The 24,680-nt window shown below is 47.4% G+C and carries 17 protein-coding genes and 1 pseudogene; 12 read left to right on the top strand and 6 right to left on the bottom strand.

Annotated elements, in window-relative coordinates:
* Window positions 1–122: 122 nt before the first annotated feature.
* The 4 genes from mcrB to mcrA are packed head-to-tail and all read left to right on the top strand — an operon-like array spanning window position 123 to window position 4,433.
* The gene (gene mcrB, locus OXN82_RS06535; protein ID WP_147671468.1) at window positions 123–1,454 is read left to right on the top strand and encodes a coenzyme-B sulfoethylthiotransferase subunit beta; all 1,332 of its coding nucleotides are present in this window, start codon (window positions 123–125) and stop codon (window positions 1,452–1,454) included.
* Window positions 1,455–1,473: 19 nt separating this feature from the next.
* Window positions 1,474–1,959 (top strand): methyl-coenzyme M reductase operon protein D, encoded by a 486-nt coding sequence (gene mcrD / locus OXN82_RS06530; protein ID WP_013296304.1) that lies wholly within the window; start codon window positions 1,474–1,476, stop codon window positions 1,957–1,959.
* A 15-nt stretch (window positions 1,960–1,974) separates the two neighbouring features.
* Entirely contained in the window at window positions 1,975–2,772 is a 798-nt protein-coding gene (gene mcrG / locus OXN82_RS06525) for a coenzyme-B sulfoethylthiotransferase subunit gamma (protein WP_013296303.1), read from the top strand.
* Window positions 2,772–4,433 (top strand): coenzyme-B sulfoethylthiotransferase subunit alpha, encoded by a 1,662-nt coding sequence (gene mcrA, locus OXN82_RS06520; RefSeq protein ID WP_013296302.1) that lies wholly within the window; start codon window positions 2,772–2,774, stop codon window positions 4,431–4,433. The genes mcrG and mcrA overlap by 1 nt, the downstream gene beginning before the upstream one ends.
* Before the next feature lie 155 nt (window positions 4,434–4,588).
* Here the strand turns inward: mcrA and OXN82_RS06515 are convergent, their stop codons facing one another.
* Entirely contained in the window at window positions 4,589–4,771 is a 183-nt protein-coding gene (locus OXN82_RS06515; protein ID WP_321211095.1) for a CooT family nickel-binding protein, read from the bottom strand.
* 212 nt (window positions 4,772–4,983) lie between these two features.
* On the opposite strand from OXN82_RS06515, the gene OXN82_RS06510 reads away from it, so the two are divergent.
* The gene (locus OXN82_RS06510) at window positions 4,984–12,360 is read left to right on the top strand and encodes a hypothetical protein (RefSeq protein WP_321211094.1); all 7,377 of its coding nucleotides are present in this window, start codon (window positions 4,984–4,986) and stop codon (window positions 12,358–12,360) included.
* Here the strand turns inward: OXN82_RS06510 and pyrC are convergent, their stop codons facing one another.
* The gene (gene pyrC, locus OXN82_RS06505) at window positions 12,361–13,659 is read right to left on the bottom strand and encodes a dihydroorotase (RefSeq protein ID WP_321211093.1); all 1,299 of its coding nucleotides are present in this window, start codon (window positions 13,657–13,659) and stop codon (window positions 12,361–12,363) included.
* A 47-nt stretch (window positions 13,660–13,706) separates the two neighbouring features.
* Between pyrC and OXN82_RS06500 the strand changes: the two are divergent.
* From OXN82_RS06500 to OXN82_RS06485, 3 genes and pseudogenes are all read left to right on the top strand, one after another.
* A pseudogene (locus OXN82_RS06500) lies at window positions 13,707–14,803 on the top strand (nucleotidyltransferase family protein).
* Window positions 14,794–15,525 (top strand): peptidylprolyl isomerase, encoded by a 732-nt coding sequence (locus OXN82_RS06490; RefSeq protein ID WP_321211090.1) that lies wholly within the window; start codon window positions 14,794–14,796, stop codon window positions 15,523–15,525. The pseudogene OXN82_RS06500 and the gene OXN82_RS06490 overlap by 10 nt, the downstream one beginning before the upstream one ends.
* 188 nt (window positions 15,526–15,713) lie before the next feature.
* Window positions 15,714–16,856: a sensor histidine kinase gene (locus OXN82_RS06485; RefSeq protein WP_171770400.1), complete on the top strand. Its 1,143-nt coding sequence runs from the start codon at window positions 15,714–15,716 to the stop codon at window positions 16,854–16,856.
* Here OXN82_RS06485 and OXN82_RS06480 read toward each other — a convergent pair.
* From OXN82_RS06480 to OXN82_RS06465, 4 genes are read right to left on the bottom strand one after another with little or no spacing between them, the layout of a single operon-like run.
* Entirely contained in the window at window positions 16,853–17,209 is a 357-nt protein-coding gene (locus OXN82_RS06480) for a hypothetical protein (protein ID WP_147671471.1), read from the bottom strand. The two genes, OXN82_RS06485 and OXN82_RS06480, sit on opposite strands and share 4 nt — an antisense overlap.
* 14 nt (window positions 17,210–17,223) lie before the next feature.
* On the bottom strand, window positions 17,224–18,765 hold the full coding sequence (gene serS / locus OXN82_RS06475; protein WP_321211089.1) for a serine--tRNA ligase: 1,542 nt from the start codon (window positions 18,763–18,765) through the stop codon (window positions 17,224–17,226).
* 31 nt (window positions 18,766–18,796) lie between these two features.
* Window positions 18,797–19,033: a KEOPS complex subunit Pcc1 gene (locus OXN82_RS06470; protein WP_147671473.1), complete on the bottom strand. Its 237-nt coding sequence runs from the start codon at window positions 19,031–19,033 to the stop codon at window positions 18,797–18,799.
* A gap of 37 nt (window positions 19,034–19,070) precedes the next feature.
* Complete coding sequence (locus OXN82_RS06465; protein WP_147671474.1) at window positions 19,071–19,853, bottom strand: AAA family ATPase; 783 nt, start codon at window positions 19,851–19,853, stop codon at window positions 19,071–19,073.
* Window positions 19,854–20,022: 169 nt separating this feature from the next.
* On the opposite strand from OXN82_RS06465, the gene rplJ reads away from it, so the two are divergent.
* The 4 genes from rplJ (at window position 20,023) to OXN82_RS06445 (ending at window position 24,620) form a co-directional block, all read left to right on the top strand.
* Complete coding sequence (gene rplJ, locus OXN82_RS06460; protein WP_013296292.1) at window positions 20,023–20,505, top strand: 50S ribosomal protein L16; 483 nt, start codon at window positions 20,023–20,025, stop codon at window positions 20,503–20,505.
* Between the two features lie 58 nt (window positions 20,506–20,563).
* Window positions 20,564–22,834, top strand: coding sequence for a phosphoenolpyruvate synthase (ppsA, locus tag OXN82_RS06455; RefSeq protein ID WP_147671475.1), 2,271 nt, complete (start codon window positions 20,564–20,566; stop codon window positions 22,832–22,834).
* A gap of 35 nt (window positions 22,835–22,869) precedes the next feature.
* Complete coding sequence (gene mfnA / locus OXN82_RS06450) at window positions 22,870–24,015, top strand: tyrosine decarboxylase MfnA (protein ID WP_321211088.1); 1,146 nt, start codon at window positions 22,870–22,872, stop codon at window positions 24,013–24,015.
* 107 nt (window positions 24,016–24,122) lie between these two features.
* Complete coding sequence (locus OXN82_RS06445) at window positions 24,123–24,620, top strand: fumarate hydratase C-terminal domain-containing protein (protein ID WP_321212170.1); 498 nt, start codon at window positions 24,123–24,125, stop codon at window positions 24,618–24,620.
* Window positions 24,621–24,680 lie beyond the last annotated feature (60 nt).

Genomic DNA, 24,680 nt, shown 5'->3' with positions numbered 1-24,680 from the left:
ACTGTTAAAACCATGAAACCCTCTTAAGTCACTTAAACCCTGATTCCATAACCCCCTCACATTTAATAATAAATTAATAAATTTTATTAATAAACAAATAAAAACCAAGAGGTGTGAATACCATGCCAATGTATGAAGACAGAATAGATCTCTATGGGGCAGATGGTAAGCTCCTTGAGGAGGATGTTCCTCTTGAAGCCATAAGCCCCCTTAAAAACCCGACAATAGCAAACCTGGTAAGCGACGTGAAAAGGTCAGTTGCAGTGAACCTGGCCGGAATCGAGGGAAGCCTCAAAAAGGCAGCCCTTGGAGGAAAGTCCAACTTCATCCCCGGAAGGGAAGTTGAACTGCCAATCGTTGAAAACGCAGAGGCAATCGCTGAAAAGGTCAAAAAACTCGTCCAGACCTCAGAGGACGACGACACAAACATACGCCTCATAAACAACGGCCAGCAGATCCTGGTGCAGGTCCCAACAACAAGGATGGGTGTAGCAGCAGACTACACTGTCTCAGCACTGGTCACAGGGGCAGCCGTTGTACAGGCAATCATCGACGAATTCGATGTGGACATGTTCGATGCAAACGCAGTTAAAACAGCGGTAATGGGAAGATACCCACAGACAGTGGACTTCACAGGAGCCAACCTCTCAACACTGCTCGGACCACCTGTGCTCCTTGAGGGACTCGGATACGGTCTCAGGAACATAATGGCAAACCACGTCGTCGCCATCACAAGAAAGAACACACTCAACGCATCAGCACTATCATCCATACTCGAACAGACAGCAATGTTCGAAACAGGTGACGCTGTCGGGGCATTCGAAAGGATGCACCTCCTTGGACTTGCATACCAGGGACTCAACGCCAACAACCTTCTCTTTGACCTGGTTAAGGAGAACGGTAAGGGCACAGTCGGTACAGTGATAGCATCACTGGTGGAAAGGGCAGTTGAGGACGGAGTCGTTAAAGTGGCCAGGGAGATGAACTCAGGCTACAAGGTCTACGAACCAGCCGACTGGGCACTCTGGAATGCATACGCAGCAACAGGACTCCTCGCAGCAACAATAGTCAACGTGGGAGCAGCAAGGGCAGCCCAGGGCGTTGCATCAACAGTGCTCTACTACAACGACATACTTGAATACGAGACAGGACTCCCAGGCGTGGACTTCGGAAGGGCCATGGGTACAGCAGTAGGATTCTCATTCTTTAGCCACTCCATCTACGGCGGAGGAGGTCCAGGTATATTCCACGGAAACCACGTCGTAACAAGGCACAGTAAGGGATTCGCACTGCCATGCGTGGCTGCAGCCATGTGTCTTGACGCAGGAACACAGATGTTCTCAGTTGAAAAGACATCAGGACTCATAGGATCAGTTTACAGCGAAATAGACTACTTCAGAGAACCAATAGTCAACGTTGCAAAAGGTGCTGCAGAGGTAAAGGACCAGTTATAGGCTTAAACGGGGAGTTGAAATGCCAGAAACAGGATTCGTCGATGTGAAGATATTTCCCCAGAGGCTCCTGAAACCGGAAACCGTTGAGAAACTGCTGAACAGCATCTACGCCCTTGAGGGTATAGTCAGGGTACTGGTTCATGGACCGTCGATACCCGACAGGGTTTACTATGGACCTGCAAGGGGCACAGAGGTTAAACACAGTGACCGGAGAAGAATAAGGGTGCGTGGAGAGGAGGTTGAACTCCGCGTTAAGGTCGGAGAGCTCATAGTCGGGATACTCCCGGAGGCCCTGGAGGATAACATGGAGAAAATCGATGAAATCCTGAGGGAAGTGCTCCCCTGTCCCTATAAGCTATTCATAGGTGCCTTCACAAAGAAGGACATCACCATATCCGATTACCTCAAATACGGTCTCAACTTTGAGGACAAAATCGACCCCAGGATAATAGGTATGGCTGATCCAAGTTCAAGGGTGAAGGACACCGTTATTAACATAAAATGATTGTGAGGTTATGATATGTCTTACAAAGCCCAGTACACTCCTGGAGAAACCCAGATAGCTGAAAACAGAAGAAAACACATGGACCCTGATTACGAATTCCGTAAATTAAGGGAAGTATCAGACGAGGACCTGGTCAAGGTCCTGGGACACAGAAACCCCGGTGAAAGTTACAAGTCAGTGCACCCACCACTGGATGAGATGGACTTCGAGGAGGACATCGTAAGGGACATGGTTGAACCCATACAGGGTGCAAAGGAAGGTGTGAGGGTCAGGTACATCCAGTTTGCAGACTCCATGTACAATGCACCTGCCCAGCCCTATGACAGGGCAAGGACCTACATGTGGAGGTACCGTGGTGTTGACACAGGTACGCTCTCAGGAAGGCAGGTCATTGAGATGAGGGAACTTGACCTTGAGGGAGTCTCAAAGGAACTGGTGGAAACCGAGCTCTTTGACCCTGCAACAACCGGTATAAGGGGTGCAACAGTTCACGGACACTCCCTGAGGCTCGATGAAAACGGTCTAATGTTCGACGCCCTCCAGAGGTACGTCTTCGATGAGGAGAAGGGCCATGTGGTCTACGTCAAGGACCAGGTAGGAAGGCCCCTTGACGAGCCAGTGGACATGGGCCAGCCCCTCGGTGAGGATGAACTCAAGAAGATCACCACAATCTACAGGAAGGACAACATCGCTATGAGGGATGATAAAGAGGCAATTGAGGTTGTTGAAAACATACACACCGGCCGTACCCTGGGCGGATTCGGTATGGACGTATTCAAGGATGACCTAAGAAAAAGGCTAGGTGATGATTAATGGATGAAAAGAAACTATTCCTTAAGGCTTTAAAGAAGAAGTTTGAGGGGGAAGACCCTGACGAAAAATACACAAACTTCTACTGCTTCGGCGGATGGGAACAGTCCGCACGTAAAAAAGAATTCACAGAGTACGCCAAGAAGGCAGCAGAGAAGAGGGGCGGAATACCATTCTACAACCCTGACATAGGTGTGCCACTGGGTCAGAGGAAACTCATGGCATACAGGGTTTCAGGAACAGACGCCTACGTTGAAGGTGACGACCTCCACTTCGTGAACAACGCAGCCATCCAGCAGATGGTGGACGACATAAAAAGGACAGTTATAGTGGGTATGGACACCGCACACGCCGTCCTTGAGAAGAGGCTGGGTGTGGAGGTAACCCCTGAGACAATCAACGAGTACATGGAGGCAATCAACCACGCACTCCCAGGCGGTGCCGTGGTCCAGGAGCACATGGTGGAGGTCCACCCGGGACTCGTGGAGGACTGCTACGCCAAGATCTTCACAGGAGACGACAACCTGGCAGATGAACTGGACAAGAGGATACTCATAGACATAAACAAGGAGTTCCCTGAAGAGCAGGCCGAGCAGCTCAAAAGCTACATTGGAAACAGGACATACCAGGTTAACAGGGTCCCAACAATAGTCGTGAGGACCTGTGACGGCGGTACAGTCTCAAGATGGTCTGCAATGCAGATCGGTATGAGTTTCATATCCGCCTACAAACTCTGTGCAGGTGAAGCTGCGATCGCTGACTTCTCATACGCCGCAAAACACGCAGACGTTATCGAGATGGGTACAATAATGCCTGCAAGGAGGGCAAGGGGACCAAACGAGCCAGGTGGAGTTGCCTTCGGAACATTCGCAGACATAGTCCAGACCTCAAGGGTTTCAGATGACCCTGCAAACGTTTCACTTGAGGTCATAGCAGGTGCAGCAGCACTCTACGACCAGGTCTGGCTCGGATCCTACATGTCAGGTGGTGTCGGATTCACCCAGTACGCAACAGCAGCCTACACCGACGACATCCTTGACGACTTCGTCTACTACGGTATGGAGTACGTGGATGACAAGTACGGCATCTGCGGAACTAAACCAACAATGGATGTCGTCAGGGACATCTCAACAGAGGTCACACTCTACAGCCTCGAACAGTACGAGGAATACCCAACCCTCCTGGAGGACCACTTCGGAGGATCACAGAGGGCAGCTGTTGCAGCCGCAGCAGCAGGATGTTCAACAGCCTTTGCAACCGGAAACTCAAACGCAGGTATCAACGGATGGTACCTCAGCCAGATACTCCACAAGGAGGCCCACAGCAGGCTCGGATTCTACGGATACGACCTGCAGGACCAGTGCGGTGCATCCAACTCCCTCTCAATCAGGAGCGACGAGGGTCTCATACACGAACTCCGTGGACCTAACTATCCAAACTACGCCATGAACGTGGGTCACCAGCCAGAGTACGCAGGTATAGCCCAGGCACCACACGCTGCAAGGGGAGACGCCTTCTGTACAAACCCACTCATAAAGGTTGCATTTGCAGATAAGGACCTCGCCTTTGACTTCACATCACCAAGGAAGTCAATCGCAGCAGGTGCCCTCAGGGAGTTCATGCCAGAGGGTGAAAGGGACCTCATCATACCAGCTGGAAAATAATTCCAGCATAAAACCTTTTATTTTTAAAAACAGGTTTCAGAAGTTACTGATAGAGAATTCTGTATTTAGAAATTTTTCAAAAACCAATTTCCTGTTTCTGTTGTTTAACCTGACCTGGTTGGTGGATCTATTGAATAATATATTTAAGAAAAAGGTTATTTTTTCTGCTTTATGTAAATTCTGTGTTTATCGAGGTCCAGCCTTGTGAGTTTTCCTTCAAACTTCTTCGTTGAGTTGAGGACATCGGTTGCTTTAATTCCATCTTCAAGGACCTCGATGAGTATAACATCCTCCATTAGGAGGTCTCCATCCACAGAGTATAGGTTTGATTCACACATATCATGGCCTCCATTGGTATTGAGTTTGGGAGTATATTGATTTTCCAATATAAATTTTTTCATTATTAATCATGTAATTAAGCGGTAGATCCGGGCTTAGCTGCGGATAAAAAAAAATGGAAATTTTTATATACACATTAATACAATTAATTTTATAAATATCCCAGAACAAGACATTAAACAGGTTTACGTAGATATATTTGAAAGTGGGGATGAATAAATTGGTAAATAAATATTTACTATATTCAGCGGCAGTTTTTGTTTTGTTCTCATTGATAGGCACTACATACGCCTTTGATGATCAAAATTCTTCGGATATTATTATTTATGGAACTGTTTATAACTGTAGAAACTTAAACGAAACCATCGCTGGGGTTAATGTAACTGCACATACAGATGGAGGACATGTCATCAGCAATATAACGGATTCTCATGGGTCATACACACTTAATGTTACCCCATCAAAGACAGTGACCCTTCATGCACGCTACAGAGGACATCTTGAGAGTGTTAAGGTTATTGAAATAAATAATGAAACATCCATAAAGGTTGACCTATCACTTGGACAGCCGGCAGTTACGCTCACAGGACCCTCAGAATCATTCATAAACGAGAACTTCCAGATAAACGTCGATTTTGATAACAATGGCACTACACCAGGCTTTGGACCCATAGTAGAACTCATACTCCCCCCACAGATAACTTTTCTGAATTCAAGCTACCTGGGATTCCCGACAAAATACGTAAATGTTGGAATATTCCCGGATTCAGGTGAACTTCTGGATCCCCTCACAAGAAACATTACATTGGGTCCTCCAGGTTATAGTCTCCTTGTCATAGAATACCCATTTGGCAGTTTTGCCCCTGAACAGCCCCCTGCAGAGATGATAACAAACCTGAAAATGGCACTGAATGCAACAGTAGGTCTGCCACTTAATATAACAGCGCTACCGATATTCCGGTTTGGTAATGACCCCCTTGATGATCCAACAGTCGACCCACCCATCTATGGTGAAGCAAAAAATATCACCATCATCCCCTCGGTAATAAGGATCAATAAAAGGGCTGTTCTGCATGAGGATGAAACTGCAACAGGTCCAAACTATCCATTTGATTACATTATAGAAGTGGACGTGGCAGATGGCGCCACAATAGAAAATTTAACAATAACAGATTATCTTCCCTGTAACATACAATTTATAGAATTGCTTGACACTGCAGGTGGAGAGGTCATTAACACACCCTCCACAACAATCCCTGGTGGAAACATAACAATAAAATTCCCCTCAATAACTGGAGTGATAGGCGTTGACAAAAACATAAAATATAGGGTTTACGCCCCAGAATTCGACAACACAACAAATCCAGTCCTAGATCCTGACACGGGAGCCCCAGTCAACGCAACCAACAATGTAACAGGAACAGGAACATACAATAACACCACGGTAAGTTCAAATTCAAATTATACAGTATACCTCAAATCATTACCAATACAGAAAACAGTAAAAGATATAAATGGAGGATACACTAGGCCAACAGACACACTGGAGTACACACTAAATTTCCAGTTATCAGATTACTTCCAGATAAAAGATGTGATAATAACAGATGTTGTTGGTGATGGACAATCATTCCTCGAAACCTTCACACCAATACTTAACATTACAGAGGCTGGGGACACTACAAGCACACCATTCAAACCAGAAAATTATAATGTAACCCATAATAATGCAACCGGAGAATGGACCATAACATTCAATGTTTCCGGGCAATTAAAAGACATTGGCTTGGATGAGGTGCTTACAGGAGGATTATATGAGAACAGAAGCGAAAACAGGGGACCTACAACAGGTACGATAACATTCAGGACAACAATTGATATCGCCTATGAAAACCCTGCGCATTATCCAAGCGGATTCCCAAACCTCAAATCCAGGGATTCAACATCTAATAATGTTCAGGTTAATGCCAAACTTTCACATAACAACAACACGGTATCAGATCCCAGCGGCACAACAGTCACCATAAACGCCCCAGCACCTGAAAAAAGAATATACGCCATAAATGGAAACACAAACATCAACCCACCCAGGGTAAGGCCTGGAGACAATGTAACATTCTCATTATGGGTCATTATACCCACAACAAATATTTGCAACCTGACAATAACAGACTTCCTCCCAATACCATTCTTCAAGGCAGATCAGATAACCAGTTATGCAGGGCAAAGTAACATGCCAAGTCCAGGGCAATGGAGTATAGCATTAGATGATAATCTAACAGCCTATCTTGGCAGACCACCAGAACTCGAAGTAAACGCCACAAATAACATGCTGATCTTCAAATACGGACCCATAAATAGTACAGACCAGCAAGAGAGAACAGCACATATACTATTCACTGTAACAGCCACAGACGAACCATTCGCTGATGAATTATACCTTACAAATCAAATGCAAATCACATACTATAACAGTCCCTGCGAATCATTCACAGATAATAAAATACAACAGGTTATAACCCAAGAACCGAAACTCACAATCACCAAAAATGTTAACAGCACTACAGGCTCAGGTATCATAGAAAACGGGGATCTTATAGGTGCAGATGCAGGGGACACAATAACCTACAAGATAATAATAGAAAATATAGGCCACCGGAACGCCTATAATGTAACCATCAAAGATAACCTAACACCAAAATTAATAAATCCCCAGCTCATCAGTGTAACAGACGGAAACGGAAACCCAGTAACATACACAGGAGATCTTTTCACCACAGGGATAAACATTGAAATGATACCACAAACAGATGAAACCCCAAGTGGAAATGATACCATAATAGTAACCTTCACAGCTAAACTCGCTGATAATGTGAACCCAAGAGAAGTTATAAATAACACTGGCCTGATCACCTATTATGCATCAACCCCAACTGGGCCGAATTTTGTCGCTGACCAATCATTATATGAGGATAATGCAACTGTAACCATAGCAGATCCAACCATGAAAAAGGAGCTGATATCAAGCACAGACCCCGGGACATCTGGCAATAACCTTACCATCGGAGAACAGGGAACATTCCAGATCACCATAACACTACCAGAAGGTGAAACAAACAACCTCACAATAATTGAAACATTACCAACCGGCCTTAAATATAATTCATATGAACTCAACACCACAGGATTTAATGGCACTCTCCCAACCCCTACTGTAACCATAAACGGGAATAACATCACATTCCTCTTTAATGGAACCACAATAGTATACCTGGACAATGATAATAGCACAGACTCCTTCAGGCTAAATATTAATGCAAGCGTTGAGAACAATAGTTCAAATCCACATCAGCCAATAATAGGGAAAACCAACACTGTAAACCTTAACTGGTATGCTAACCCAGGAAATCCCATAACCACCAATTATAATTTTAACATACTCCAACCGATACTTAACATTACAAAGACCATAACACCTAACCCTGCCAGGGGGCGGCAGACCGTCACTATAAGATTCAATGTTACCAATAATGGTCTTTCACCAGCATACAATGTCTATTTATGGGATGTGCTGAATTCAACAGCCTTCAACCTCACAACAGTAACACAAGTTACCACACCACCAGCTTTCAGTTACAATTACAATCCAGCCAATGGCACAGTTGAATACATTGGAGGTACCATAAACCCAGGCCAGAATCTCATCTTCGAATTTAATGTAACAATAAAGGATAATGTTAAATCTAATTCAACATTCCCCAACCGGGTTAACGCAACATATGATTCCCTGGATTCTTCAACAGTTCCACGAACCGACAACAGAATCTATAATACTTCAGCCACAACCACATTAAGAACCTTAGCCCCCAGCATATCAAAAGCTGTTAATGCAACATCAGAGCCAGACTCAACAGGTAACAATGTATTCATAGGCGAAGTTGTAACCTATAGGATTGATATAACGATACCAGCTGGTGTGACAGCAGAAGTAACAATAAGAGATCCCATAGACACAAGATACATTGAATATATACCAGGCAGGTCACTCATAAGCAGAAGCAGTGGAAATATAACCGCAGACAACTTTAACTTCACCCTCTCAGGCATAAACAATTTTGAGAGCATAAATGAAACCACCCTAAGCCCTCTAAGATTCTACCTCGGAAATGTGACAAACAACAACCCACAGGGATTAAATGAGACAATAAGACTTCTAATACAAGTTGTAGTGAAAAATAATGGTAACAACACAGCCGGAAGGTCAATACCCAACACAGCATACTTGGATTATAAAAATGATGCTGGCACTAACCTTAACACATCCTCATCAGCCCCACGCCTTACAGTAAGACTACCCGCACTTTATGTTAACAAAACAAGTAACCAGACAATAATAACACCAGGAAGTCCAGTGAAATTCACACTAACAATAGGAAACAGCCTGGGAACAAACATAGCACCAATATATGATCTAAACATAACTGACAACATAAACCCCTGGTTTGAAAACATAAGAAACATCACAATAACAAAAAGCAACCCCACAATAAATGTAACCTACAACCTCACAGGCAATAATCTCACAGCATATATTGACCGTCTACTACAAGGACAAAACGTGAACATAACATTCACAGCAGACCTCCGAGAAGACGCCATATTCTCCTCAACCATACAAAATACAATGGAAGCTAAGGGTACAAGCCTCCCAGGACCCCATGGCACCAATAATACAACTCCAGGCGATCCAGGAACAGGAACAGGCGAAAGAACCGGTGACGGTGGAATAAACAACCTAAGAGGTAATTCAACCATAGCACTACAAGTAACAGCCCCAACAATAACAAAAACATTCATAGACAATTCAAACCTCAAAGAAAGCCCCATAGGAAACACATCAACCCAAAGAATAACCATAAGCATCCCAATAGGCCGCACAGAAAATCTAACAGTTAACGATATGATACCCACAGGCCTGGAACCATCAAACTTCACATACAACATAGACCCAAACATCCAAGTCCAGTATCCAACCCCAACACCAATCCAAACAGGAAACAAATGGACCATAAACTTCGGAGAAGTCAACGCAACAGCACCAGGAACCATCACAATACTATACAACATCACAGTACTAAACATCCCAGAAAACATTAACAACAAAATACTCACAAACAACGCCACCATAACATACTACAACGGCACACACAACATAACAAGCCCACCAGCCTCAGCCTCAATAAAAATAATAGAACCAATGCTAAATATCCAAAAAAACGGGACAACAAACCTAAACCCAGGAGACACATGCACATGGACCATACAAATAAATCATAACACAACAAGCACATCAAACGCCTACGACATAACAATAGAAGACATCCTACCAACCGGCATGAACTACAACGAAACAATCTCACTCCCACCAGGATGGAACATCACAATACAACCAAACAAAATAATATACAAAGGTCCCATCCTGCAACTCGGAGAGGAAGCAACCATCATATTCACAACCACAATAGACAACGACCCATCACTCGCAGCAAAAAACCTTACAAACACAGTAAACATAACCTACACCTCACTACCCGGTGAAATAAGCCAAGAAAGACTCTACAATGGAACAACAAACGCAACCATACACATACTCGGAACAGACCTCGAAATCCAAAAAATCCCAAGCAAAACATCACCAAACTACCTTGAAATCATAACCTACACTATACAAGTTAAAAATAACGGACCAGACACCGCAAACTATGTTATAGTAGAAGACCCATTACCAAACACAGTCATCTACATAAACAACACAAAATCAAAGGGAATATACGACCAAGACCAGGGCATATGGTTCATCGGAACCCTAGACCCACTCGAAACAGCCACACTAAACATAACAGTCAAAATCAACACAACAAATACCACAATAATAAACTATGCAAACGTCACAGCCAACATAACAGACACTAACACCACAAACAACAAAGCAAACGCCACAATACTTGTGCCACCGGCAGCGGATCTTGCCATCACTAAAACTGCTAACCAGACGCTTGTGGATTACCTGGACACTGTTAAATTCGTTTTAACTGTCACGAACAATGGGCCGGATGCTGGTGTGAATGTTAGGGTAACTGACCTGTTACCGGTTGGATTGGAATTTGTGAGTAGCAGTGCAAGTAGGGGAAGTTATGACAATAGCACAGGGGAATGGACGGTAGGAGATCTGGCTGCAGATGAAACAGCAACCTTGGATATCGTAGCTAGGGCTGTGATAAGTAACATCAGCATAGATAATGTGGCGAATGTTTCCAGTGATGTATACGATCAGAACCTGACAAATAACAGGGATAATGTGACTGTATTTGTGTCACCGGCAGCGGATCTTGCCATCACTAAAACTGCTAACCAGACGCTTGTGGATTACCTGGACACTGTTAAATTCGTTTTAACTGTCACGAACAATGGGCCGGATGCTGGTGTGAATGTTAGGGTAACTGACCTGTTACCGGTTGGATTGGAATTTGTGAGTAGCAGTGCAAGTAGGGGAAGTTATGACAATAGCACAGGGGAATGGACGGTAGGAGATCTGGCTGCAGATGAAACAGCAACCTTGGATATCGTAGCTAGGGCTGTGATAAGTAACATCAGCATAGATAATGTGGCGAATGTTTCCAGTGATGTATACGATCAGAACCTGACAAATAACAGGGATAATGTGACTGTATTTGTGTCACCGGCAGCGGATCTTGCCATCACTAAAACTGCTAACCAGACGCTTGTGGATTACCTGGACACTGTTAAATTCGTTTTAACTGTCACGAACAATGGGCCGGATGCTGGTGTGAATGTTAGGGTAACTGACCTGTTACCGGTTGGATTGGAATTTGTGAGTAGCAGTGCAAGTAGGGGAAGTTATGACAATAGCACAGGGGAATGGACGGTAGGAGATCTGGCTGCAGATGAAACAGCAACCTTGGATATCGTAGCTAGGGCTGTGATAAGTAACATCAGCATAGATAATGTGGCGAATGTTTCCAGTGATGTATACAACCCGAATCCTAATAAGAACGCCACTGCAACTATTACAGTCAAGCCAGCATCTAATCTTAAAATTAAGAAGACAGCTGACAGGAGAGCAGTACGCCTGGGACAGAATGTGAAGTTCATCATCACAGTAATAAACAGTGGCCCAGACACGGCTTTAAACACCACAGTCAGGGACATACTTCCTGACTCAATGAGGTACATATCCTCCAGAGCCACAGCAGGATCCTACAACCATGCAGCTGGAACATGGGTCATAGGTGATCTTCCAGCGGGTCAAAAAGCCATCCTTGAAATTATAGTTCAGATGGTGAGGAGAGGGGCCTTTATCAACACGGCAACTGTGAGTTCAAGTTCACAAGTAGAGACCAACGATACCTCATACGTTAAAATAGATGTCACAGATAAAGCAGGACCAGGACCATCACCAGTCCCCCATCATAAAATTCCAATGAAACCAACAGGAATCCCCATATTTGCACTTGTTATGGGGGTTATAACTGTGGCAGCGGGTTCATTAATTTCAAGAAGAGGATAATCATATCCTTTTCTCATCCTTTTCTATATAAACGGATTTTATGTATTTTCCACTGCGTTTAAAGACCTCACCATCATCCATAACAACCTCCCCACCAACCAGGGTCATCACGGCTTCCCCGCGGTACCTGAAACCCTCAAAGGGAGTGTAATGAGCTCTGCTGTAAAATTCATCACCTCTTATAACACCCTCCCGCCGCATATCAATAACGGTGAAATCTGCATCCATACCCTCAACTATGAATCCCTTAGATCTCAACCCGAAGATCCTCGCGGGCCCCTCAGCGAGCATCCTCCTGATGGTTGAAAGCCATATCCTCTTCTCCGCTACCATGGTGAGTAGAAGTTTAAGTGCAACCTCAAGGTTAGGTATTCCTGGCGGGGAATCCCAGACACCCTCCTCCTTCTCAGGGATGGTGTGAGGCGCATGGTCAGTGCCAATGATATCGATACGATCCAGGAGTGATGGAGATAGACCTTCAACAGCTGGTCTAAGGGGAGGATTTGTCTTTGCAAGGGTACCGAACCTCTTAAGGTACTTGGAGTTCAGGAGGAGGTGGTGGGGTGTAACCTCACACGTCACATGCCCCCTGAATGGCTCAATGAGTTCAAGGGCCCTTCTGGTGCTGAGGTGACATACATGCAGAGGGTGCTGGTGATGGTGTGAGACTGCAAGGACCTCTGAAACTGAGACCTCCTCTGCAAGGGGCGGTCTTGCAAGTGAATAGGTGAAGGGGTCATTGCTTCTCTGAAGATCCTTTAATGAATGCTCTATTAGTTCTCTGTGTTCACAGTGGACGGTTACAGGTACAGATGAGCCGATTTCCCTCAACCTCTGAAAGAGGAGGTCAAGTTCCATGACCCCGGTGGATTCCATGAAGACCTTGAATGATGCTGGACCATATACGAGTATCTTCCCAATCTCTGAGGGGTCAGAGTAACCCGCATGCAGGCCAAAGTCAACTATGCTCTTACGCTCACCTATCTCTATTTTCCTCTTGAACTCAGATGCTGTGTCGGTGGGTGGAAGTGTATTGGGCATGTCGATAACTGTTGAAAAGCCTCCATGAGCTGCGGCCATTGAACCTGTCCTGAAGTCCTCCTTGTACTCAAGCCCAGGGTCCCTGAAGTGAACATGGGCATCTATGAGCCCAGGGAGCACATGATAACCCCGAAGGTCAATCCTCTCAGATGCATCAATTCTCCCACGGGTTATCTTCACTATCTTACCATCATCAACACCTATATTGAAGGTTCCCCTCTCGGTTCTGCAGTTCTCAATGAAGAGGTCAACTGGCATGCTATCATCCACTTAAATTATTTACCCCCGGCTTTATATTAATTAACATGCCTTCAGAGAAATTTCTAGGGAGTGTAATTGAGAGGGACCTTGAACTCATCAGGGCGGATGCTATTAATAAACCGGAATACGGTGACCATGCATCTGAACCCGGCATCATGGCAGACTTCACAGAGTACTCACCCTTTCACAGGGGCCACAGGCACTGCATGCTGGAGGCCAGGAAGCTCAGACCAGACGCCCTCTTTGTGGCTATCATACCGGGGCCCCTTGAGAGGAGTGGAAGGGGCGTACCCTACATAATGACCCGCCAGGCAAGGGCAGAGATAGCCATCAGGGCGGGGGCTGATATAGTGGTGGAGGGCCCCCCAATGGGTGTTATGGGTTCAGGTCAGTACTCCCTCTGCCTTGCGAGGATGTTCAGGGCCCTCGATACTGACTGGATACCCCGCGGCTACAGGCCGGTTGATGGATTTGATGAGGTCCTTGAAAGGATCAGAAGGGGCCACAGGGTTGTGCCAAGGCCCTACAGGATAGTGGACCTTGACACCTCTGAGACCGTACTTGAGGGTAAACTTGAGGAGGACAACTATGTCATAGCATCCCTTGCGGGGGCCCTCGGGAGGATTGGATTCAACTTCAGAAACAGGTTCATGTTCATAAGGAGACTTGAGGGTGTGAGCGGAACCAGAATACGGGATGCAGTATCCAGGGGCGAAATTGGTGAAGTCACACATATGCTTCCCCCTGAGACGGTTGAGGTCCTTGAAAGGGAAATCTCGGAGGGAAGGGCACCCCTGCATGATCTGAGGCTCTCGACAGGGATACTCAGAAACGCAAACAGCTTGAAATTGATGAACTTAAGGTTCTCAACCTCTTGGATGATTTAACAGCATCTGCAATCGTAAGGAAAAGACCATACCGTTCACTTGCTGAGGTCGAGGAGGCCATACCCCCATCATTCAGCAGACACCACAGGCAGCGCATAATCTCGGTTCTTGAGGCAAAGGTTCATAAGGGACTGGTCCATAAATATATAGAAAATTATCCATCTGTAATTCGAATTCTTGCATTTAAGGATAAAGAGATCCTTGAAGAATTTAAGGATAGAATACCACACAGGAGGCTAGAGATATGGCAGTGAATAAAGGAGACTTTATAAAAATTGAATTCACAGGCAAGGTCAAGGAGACCGGTGAGGTCTTTGACACAACAGACGAGGAAGTGGCTAAGGAGGCCGGACTTCAGATAAAGAAGACCTTTGGTCCCATACCAGTCGTTGTTGGAGGTGGACACCTCATAAAGGGTCTTGACGAGGCCGTTATTGGAATGGAGGAAGGCGAGGAAAAACACGTTGAGATTGAACCGGAGAACGCATTCGGTAACAGGGACCCTAAACTTGTCCAGCTCATACCCATGGGTGAATTCAAGAGGCAGGGAATAAAGCCCTACCCGGGGATGCCACTGACCGTTGAGGGACATGAGGGCAGGGTCCTTAACGTCTCAGGTGGACGCGTGAGGGTGGACTTCAACCATGAACTTGCAGGTAAAACCCTCGAATACGATCTGAAGGTTAAGGAGATAATCAAAGATGATGTTGAAAAGGTAAAGAGCATGATCCAGCTCCACTACCCCTCCCAGAACATGGACATTGACAAGACAGAGGTTGAAATAGATGATGGACGTGTGAGGATCTGCATGGATGAGATGACACGATTTGATAACAGGCCCTACATGGATGTTACCCTCACAAGGTTCAGGATAGCGAAGGACATCTGGGAGAACATTGAGGGTGTCAGTAAGGTTGAATTTGCCGATGTATTTGAGAAGAGGGAGGAAGAGACTGCGGAGGATTCAGAGGAATAACCTCCTCAGAATCCACCATGGTTGTTTCCCTTAACTATCCTTTCAGGGCACCTGGGATTCTGGATTTGACTGGGTTGCTTCTTCTATTCCCGACTGGATTGCTTCTTCTACCCCATTTCACTGATGTTCCGGTATCAGAACTCACCTTTTCCCAAAAATTATTAGGACCCCTGAAGATAACAGTATATATGGATCCCGAGAGAGATGCGCTCAGGATAGCACTCTATTATGCAATCTTCAGCCTTCTATGGATACTCTCATCAGACCACATCCTCTATCTCATAGCAAAGCCCCCTCTGCTTGTCCAGCTCTCAATCATCAAGGGATCCCTCTTCATACTACTGACATCACTTTTTCTTTTTGCGGTTCTGCGCCTCTACCTGCGATCACTGAGTGATAAGGAGAAGTCACTGAGGATCAGTGAAAGGAAGTTCAGGTCACTGTTCATGGAACTCCCGGTTGGGGTGGTCCTCATGGATGCCGATGGGAAGATACTGGAGTCGAATCCCACCATCCTGGAGATTTTCAGGCAACCGGCAGACAACAGATTTATAGGTGAACTCCACAAGGACCTTGCAGCTTTCAGAAAAAGTCAGGAGTTCATGATAAGGCAGGGGGGTGGATGGATACGGGTACTCATAAGAAGGATTGATGGGTATTTCCTGGGAATCTTTGAGGATATCACCGATATAAAGAGGTCAGAGGAGACAGCAAGAAGGTCCCTCGAGGCCAACAGGACACTCCTATCAGAACTCCACCACCGTGTCAAGAATAACCTTCAGATCATCTCAAGCCTCATAAACCTCCAGGCACGGGGAATGGATCAGGATTTCTGTGAACTCATGAGGGCTCTGCAGCTTCGGATAAGGGCGATGGCCCTGGTCCATGAGCTCCTTCTCTCCAATCCAGAGGCCAGCACAGTAGACTTTGCATCCTACACAGAAAGGCTCCTATCCTACCTGCGCGACATGCACAGTTCCGGTGTCCAGATTGAGGTGGACATTGTTGATGTGAAATTCGACATTGAAACGGCAGTCCCGCTGGGACTCATTCTAAATGAACTTGTATCAAACAGCCTGAGGCATGCATTCGATGATGGCGGAACCATCAGGGTATCCCTCGAGGATACCGGTAATGCCTTCCTTCTCAGGGTCAGTGATAATGGGAGGGGCCTTCCAGAGGGCTTCAGCCTTAAGGAAAACGCGGGTCTTGGTCTGGATCTTGTTGGGGGCCTTGTGAGGCAGCTTGACGGTACACTCACCTTTGAGTCGGCCGGGGGCACATCATTCATGATAGAGTTCAGGGAGCCCAGATACCCCAGGAGGGTTTAGGTGGATATCCTTGTCCCCAGGAATCTGATTATCCTCTCAGGGTCATTCATGAGTATCCTGAGCACGTTTTCAGGGCTGCCATAGTATGGTGCAAGGTACACACTGTAAATCAGGTATGATAGAACAGAGAGGATAGCCAGGATTATGAGGATGGCAATGAGTATCTTAACCCCGAGACCCATCCCCTTCCTTTTCTCTTCACCGACCTCAACCCGCTCCCTGAACAGTTTATCGGCACACCTCTCACAGTAATTCTTCCCTCCAAGCTTCAGACGGCACTCCTCGCAGAGTATCCTCCCGCATATGATGCATGATGCCACACCTTCACGTTCAGGGTGTCTGTCACAGTTCAAATGACCACCTCGGATCAATCCCTGCCGGGCCAGGTAACTATACGGGGGGCCTCAACACCTTCAACCCGCTCCCTTATGAACTCCGGCCATTTATCAGTCTCAAAGCCCTTCTGGGCCAGAAAACCATATATCCACCTTGAAAGACCTATACCTGTGCATCCGGTCCATATGTTCATGTTACGGGCCTCCCTGATTGAGAATCCCTCAATGAAGTGTGTCCCGTGGACATTGGCAGATACAACCGCCACTCCCTTCTCCTGACCTGGTAGTGAGAGCCTCATCTCATATTTGGGGACATCAGGAAACTCTATTCCCCTCTCCTCAACCCTTCTGCCCTCAAGGTAGAATGGGTCATCCCCCACCTCTGTGTACCATTCAAGTTCCAGTTCATCGGCGGCTTCATATGAGAGTTCAACGGTGCGGTCGCGTATCTCCTCGGTGTCCCTGGGGGATGCCAGCCATACAAGTTCTATCCTCTGGAACTCATGGACCCTGTCAAGGCCCTTGGCTCCCCCTGCCTCCCACCTGTAGGTCCAGCCGCTCCTGTCAAAGAACTTTATGGGGAGGTCATCCAGATTCACCACCTCATGTGAGAGGAACTGGTAGAATGGTTCGCACTGGGCCGGTGCAATGACGTATCCCGGATCCTTCAGACCCCTCTTGAGGAGGTCCATGGGCACCTCCCTGTTTATGATGAGTTGATTCTTGAATTCCTCAAAGGTTTCAGGGTCCCTGCTTGGTGCGCTGCAGTAGTACATCCCCTCAGGCAGGCCCTCAAGGTACCTCATCCTGTTCATAACATCAAGGGGTATGAGTTTTGGGAAGAGGCACTCAACGAATCCCAGGGGCTTCACTATCCTTTCAATCAGGAACTCCTCCAGTGCACGGTGCAGGGCGGTTATCTGGGGCCCGTAGAACCACTGTCCACGCCCTGGAAATTTCTTAACCCACCCTAGTCTCATGGCCTCCTCTGTGGGGTCTCCATCAAAGAAGAACTCCCTTTTTTCACTTCTTGCAACTATTTCACCGGGGGTTGCCCTTGTGACCCTGGTTGTGAGGTCCTGTGAGGATTCAACGAGGCTGAGGGCGTGCTTCACGACCCTGTCCACAACGTGTTTCCTGAGGTCTGACTCATCAAGGGGCTGGAATCTCACCCTTATGGTGTTCTCTGAGATATCTGCGTCCTCCACGAATGGCAGCTCCCTGAGGCCCGGGATTTCTGATACCCCAGGGGCATCCATTTCAAGTGTGTAGTCCTCCACCTTCACACCCCTCACACCGACCCTGTAGCGGGGCCCAAGGAGCTGTCCCAGGGGCTTTCTGAGTCTCAGAAGACCATCATGGGCCCTGACACGTCTTCCTGATTCCATCTCAATTTTCAGTGTGTCTCCACTGAGCTCCCATGATTTTACATGTGAAGCCTCATCCTCCTGACCCTCAGGGACTCCCCTCCTGAGAAGGTCTTTTTCCGCATCTTTCAGAAACTCTTCAATGTCCTTCTCTGCCTCTGGAACCTCTTTGCTGAGTTTTATTATTCCCTTAAGTTTGAACTTCATCCAATCACCACATGCTTCTGATTCAACCGGTTCATTCATGCTCTGATTTAAAGCCCATCATTTTTTCGACTATCATCTCGGAGAATATGAGGTCATCTGCCGTGTTCAGGGCTGTTCCGATGGAATCTGATTCCATGGTGAATCTTACCTTTGATCCTTCAATTTCAGATTCAACGTATGATCTGTTTTCGGGTTCAAGTGCCTTCATAACTATCCTGGCTTCCTCCCCTGATTCGTATTCCGCTTCTATGGTTACTGATATCCTCATTCCAGTCCTCCATACTGACGCTATACTCTCATTCCACTTAGCTCTCCATTGAGGCTATCCTCTCGGAGATTTCTCTTATGGCCCTGAAGGCAGCCGATTCTGGATGCATTGCAAGGGGCTCGCCCCTCATGTCAGCCACCACAACGGTTTTATCCGAGGGTACACAGCCAAGGACGTCAATTCCAGCCGCCTCCAGCCTTTCACGCATGAATTCCTCATCCTCCTTTCCCGAGACCTTGTTGATTATGGCCATTATTCTCTTAACCCCGATATCGGCTGCGAGTTTCTTTATCCGGGATGCTGTTTCAAGTGATTTGAGGCCGGGTTCAACAACCACCACCATAAGATCAACGGATTCCGCGGTCCTCCTCCCGAGGTGCTCTATTCCGGCCTCCATGTCAAGGATCACCATCTCATCCTTTCTGAGTATCAGGTGACGGAGCAGGGCCTTGAGGAGCACTGATGCAGGGCAGACACACCCATCGCCACCATGCTCCACTGTACCCATCACCATCACCCGGAGGCTGGGTCGCCGGGGGTGCTGGATGGAGAGTGAATCTGGAAGGTCACTTATCCTTGGGTTGAGCTTGAAAACCTCACCAAAGGATGAACCTGGCTCTGCTCCAGTCCGCTCCCTTATAATGTCCCTCATCCGGGATATGGGTGTTATCTCCTCACTTATACCTATGCTGGATGCAAGGTTCATGTCGGGGTCGGCGTCAATGGCAAAGACCCTGAATTTCCCAGAGAATATGCAGGCAAGGGTGCCGGCTATGGTTGTCTTGCCCACCCCACCCTTACCGGTTATGGCTATCTTCATGATGACACCATGGAAACTTTTAAAAACCATCCCTGCTAATTATATGTATCCTTATATTTTTCAGGTTGGATTTATTAACTGTTTGGCTTTCAAGACAATATTTATTAATGGTTACCGAGATACTCATTTCATAGTTATTCTCATGGACATGATTACAGGAGGATTATTCATGGTTCGTGCATACACGAGAAGAGAGTACATCAAGAAGATTCCAGGTTCAAAGATAGTTCAATATGATATGGGTAACCTCTCAGCTGAATTCCCGATTTCACTGAGCGTTGCTGTTAAGGCACCAACCCAGATAACCCACAATGCCCTGGAGGCAGCCAGGATAGCCTCAAACCGTTACATGCAGAGGAAGGCCGGTAGGATGGGTTACCACCTCAAGATAAGGGTCTACCCCCATCACATAGTCCGTGAAAACCCCATGGCGACAGGGGCAGGGGCTGACCGTGTCCAGGACGGTATGAGGAAGGCATTCGGGAAACCGGTGAGCACTGTGGCCCTTGTTAAGAAAAACCAGAAGATAATCACAATCGAGACAAACAAGAAGAACTTCAAGGATGCCAAGGAAGCCCTAAGAAGGGCTGCAATGAAGTTCCCTGTTCCATGCAGGATTGTGATTGACAGGGGCGAGGAACTCGTAAAATAAAATTCTAATTTTTTTTCACATTCACATTTTTAAGACACCAACTAGTTCAGGGGATAAAATGGTTAAGTATGTGGCGTTTTTTGAGGAACTCGGTAAGGATGATGTGGGAATCGCCGGCGGAAAGGGTGCAAACCTGGGTGAACTTACACAGGCGGGCATACCGGTTCCCCCGGGGTTCGTGGTGACAGCGGCAACCTATGACAAGTTCATGACAGACACGGGACTACAGCCCATTGTAATGGACATGCTTGAAAGCCTTGACGTCAATGATACAAAGGAACTGCAGAGGGTATCCGCTGAGATAAAGGATATAATAACATCCACAGAGATACCCGAGGATATACAGACACTCATTATAGAATCATACAATGCACTCTGCCAGAGAATAGGAAAGGATGATGTGTACGTTGCCATACGTTCCTCAGCCACAGCAGAGGACCTCCCCGAGGCATCATTCGCTGGTCAGCAGGACACCTTCCTCAACATAAGGGGCGCCGAGGATGTCATGGATTATGTCAGGAAGTGCTGGGCATCCCTGTTCGAGGCAAGGGCCATCTTTTACAGGGAGGAGAACAACTTCGACCATTCCAGGGTTTACATAGCGGTTGTTGTCCAGGAGATGGTTGACGCTGAAAAGGCAGGGGTCATGTTCACCGTCCACCCATCAACAGGGGAGGATAAGATCCTCATTGAGGGGTCATGGGGTCTCGGTGAGGCTGTTGTTTCAGGTTCAGTGACCCCCGATACCTACTGGGTTGATAAGAACACAGGTAAACTCCTTGAGTTCACTGTTGGTGAGAAGAACGTGATGTTCACAAGGGAGGATGGAAGGACAGTGAAAAAGGAGGTCCCCCCTGAACTTCGAAACAGGAGGGTCCTCTCTGATGAGGAGATAGCTGCCCTTTCAGAGATGGGCAGAAGGATACAGGATCACTATGGCTCACCACAGGATACCGAATGGGCCATAATGGATGGGGAGGTTTACATGTTACAGTCAAGGCCCATAACAACCCTCGGGGAAGCCGTGGAGGAAGGAGAGGTCAAATCAAGGGATGTGATACTCAGGGGTCTCGGGGCAAGCCCTGGCCTTGCATCAGGCAAGGTCAAGATAATAAGGGAGATCCATGAACTGGACAAGATACAGGCTGGCGACATCCTGGTCACGGTCATGACAACCCCTGACATGGTGCCTGCAATGAAGAGGGCCAGCGGTATAATAACAGATGAGGGTGGTGTCACCTGTCATGCTGCGATAGTATCAAGGGAACTTGGAATACCCTGTGTTGTTGGTACAGGCAATGCAACCGGGGTTCTCAGTGAGAACCAGGTTGTCAGCATCGATGGTAATAAGGGACTCGTCTACGAGGGCCGCGTTGTGGAGGAGGAGAAGAAGGAGTCTGCCCCGGAATCCGTGACCGTGGAATCACCCATACTCACGGTTACAGAGGTCAAGGTTAATGTGAGCATGCCCGAGGCTGCAAGGAAGGCCGCAGCAACAGGTGCAGATGGTGTTGGACTTCTGAGGACCGAACACATGATGCTCACAACCGGCGTCCACCCAAGGAAGTTCATAGAGGACGGACGTGAGGATGAACTTGTCAGGATCCTCGCAGAGAACATCCTCAAGGTTGCAGATGAATTCTACCCACGCCCCGTATGGTACAGGACCCTTGACGCCCCCACAGATGAATTCAAAACCCTTGAGGGTGGTGAGAATGAACCCTACGAACACAACCCAATGCTGGGCTGGAGGGGTATACGCAGGGAGCTGGATGAGCCGGAGATCCTCAGGGCAGAGTTCAGGGCCATAAAGAAACTCCATGAGCAGGGCTACACCAACATAGGCATAATGATACCCCTCGTACAGCACCCTGATGAACTCAGGAAGGCCAAGAGGATAGCAGAGGAGGCGGGTCTCAGGCCCCACAGGGACGTTGAATTCGGTATCATGGTGGAGACACCTGCAGCCGCACTTATAATCGAGGACTTCATTGCAGAGGGTGTGGACTTTGTGAGCTTCGGTACAAATGACCTCACCCAGTACACCCTTGCAATAGACAGGAACAACGAGCATGTGGCAGACCTCTACACGGAGGGTCACCCTGCGGTCCTCAAACTCATTGAGAGGGTTATAAAGAAATGCAATGAGGCCGGGGTTAAAACCAGCATCTGTGGCCAGGCAGGAAGCATCCCGCGGATAGTTGAGAAACTGGTGGAGCTCGGGATAAGCAGTGTATCCGCCAACACAGATGCGGTTGCCGAGGTTAGGAAGACGGTTGCAAGGGCAGAACAGAGACTACTCCTTAAGGCGGCAAGAAAACTTCTCTAAAACCTTTTTTTCACATAATTTTGCTGGGCGTAAAAATGGATGAAAAGGGCCTCCCTGAGGAAAGGGTCCTCGAAATTCTTGAGGAATTCAGGTCAAGGGACATGACCTACACCTCAGGCAGAATACTTGGATCCATGTGCACATCATCACACCCCCTTGCACGAAGGGTTTACTGTGACTTCCTGGAGTCCAACCTTGGCGACCCCGGGCTCTTCAGGGGAACCAGGGAGCTGGAATCCTGTGTTATAGGGATGCTGGGGGAGCTCCTGTCAGAACCCGCTGCAGCTGGCCACATAATAACAGGGGGCACCGAGGCCAACCTCATGGCCATGAGGGCTGCCAGGAACATGGCGGGAGCGGATAAACCCGAGGTAATCGTCCCTAAATCCGCCCATTTCTCCTTCAGAAAGGCCTCGGATATAATGGGTCTTGAACTCAGGGAGGCGGAGCTGGACAGGGACTACCGTGTCGATGTGGGGTCCGTCAGGGAGATGATATCAGATAATACCGTGGCCATAGTTGGGGTTGCAGGGACAACTGAACTGGGGAGGATAGACCCCATAGCTGAGCTCTCAGATATCTGCATTGAGGATGGCATCCACCTCCACGTTGACGCAGCATTCGGGGGATTCATAATACCATTCCTAAGGGACGCTGGTTTTGAACTCCCTGAATTTGACTTTAAACTCCCTGGTGTCTCATCAATAACCATAGACCCCCATAAGATGGGCCTTGCCCCGATACCCAGTGGCTGCATACTCTTCAGGGACGAAACCTACCTGGACGCCATGAGCATAGAGACCCCCTACCTCACAGAGAAGCAGCAGTCAACGATAGTCGGCACAAGGACCGGGGCCTCTGCAGCTGCAACATGGGCGGTCCTCAGGCACATGGGCCGCAGCGGGTACCGTGAACTCGCCCTGAGGGTGATGGAGGTGACCTCCAGGTTGAATGAGGGCCTTAGGGATCTGGGGTATGAACCGGTAATTGAACCTGAACTCAACATAGTCGCATTCAATCATCCATCCATGAGTCCAGAGAAACTTGCCTCCAGACTCGAGGAGATGGGATGGGCAGTCTCTGTATCAGCATGCCCACCAGCCATAAGGGTTGTTGTCATGCCCCACATCAAGGCGGAGCACATTGAACTATTCCTCGAGGACCTTAAAACCCTTATTTAGAAGATTAAAGTTGATATTTCTATGGATATTAAAGATCTGGAACTCATGTGTTCTTGATGGTGATTATGAGGATATCTGCAGCTGTTAAATGACTCTGGATGGTAGTAATTATGAGGATATCTACACCCACAACTAGAAGGGAACTTGAGGGGCTCAGCCCCGGAGACCGTGTTATCATAGATGGCACCATATACACTGGAAGGGATGCGGCGCTCCCTAAACTTGTGGATGCCCTTAAGAGTGGTGAGGAGCCATTTGATGTGAGGGGTGCTGCTATAATGCACACAGCAGTAAGCCCGGCGGGAATAGCCCCCACAAGCAGCAACAAGGAGGACATAGAGGAGAGCATGCCCTACCTGGCATCAAGGGGGGTGCTGGTCCACATAGGTAAGGGAAAACTTAAGGATGAAACCGTGAGGGCACTTGGTGATGCCGGGGCGGTTTTCATTGTAACACCACCCGTTGCAGCACTCCTTACAAGCCGTATTAAATCAAGAAGAGTCGCTGCATTTGAGGAAGAGGGCATGGAGGCCATCTTTGAGCTCAAAGTTGAGGGGATACCCGGCATAGTGGCGGCAGCCGGCGGAAGGTCAGTCTACGATTGATGATCAGTCACTAAACCCATTATTTTTTTGTCTGGGATCAGTTCTGGTGGTTGGGATGTT

The organism is Methanothermobacter sp. DP (assembly GCF_026692625.1).
In the GTDB taxonomy this organism is placed as follows: Archaea; Methanobacteriota; Methanobacteria; order Methanobacteriales; family Methanothermobacteraceae; genus Methanothermobacter; species Methanothermobacter marburgensis.
Note: the sequence above shows the minus strand (reverse complement) of the source record. Positions and strands in the feature narration are given on the sequence as shown.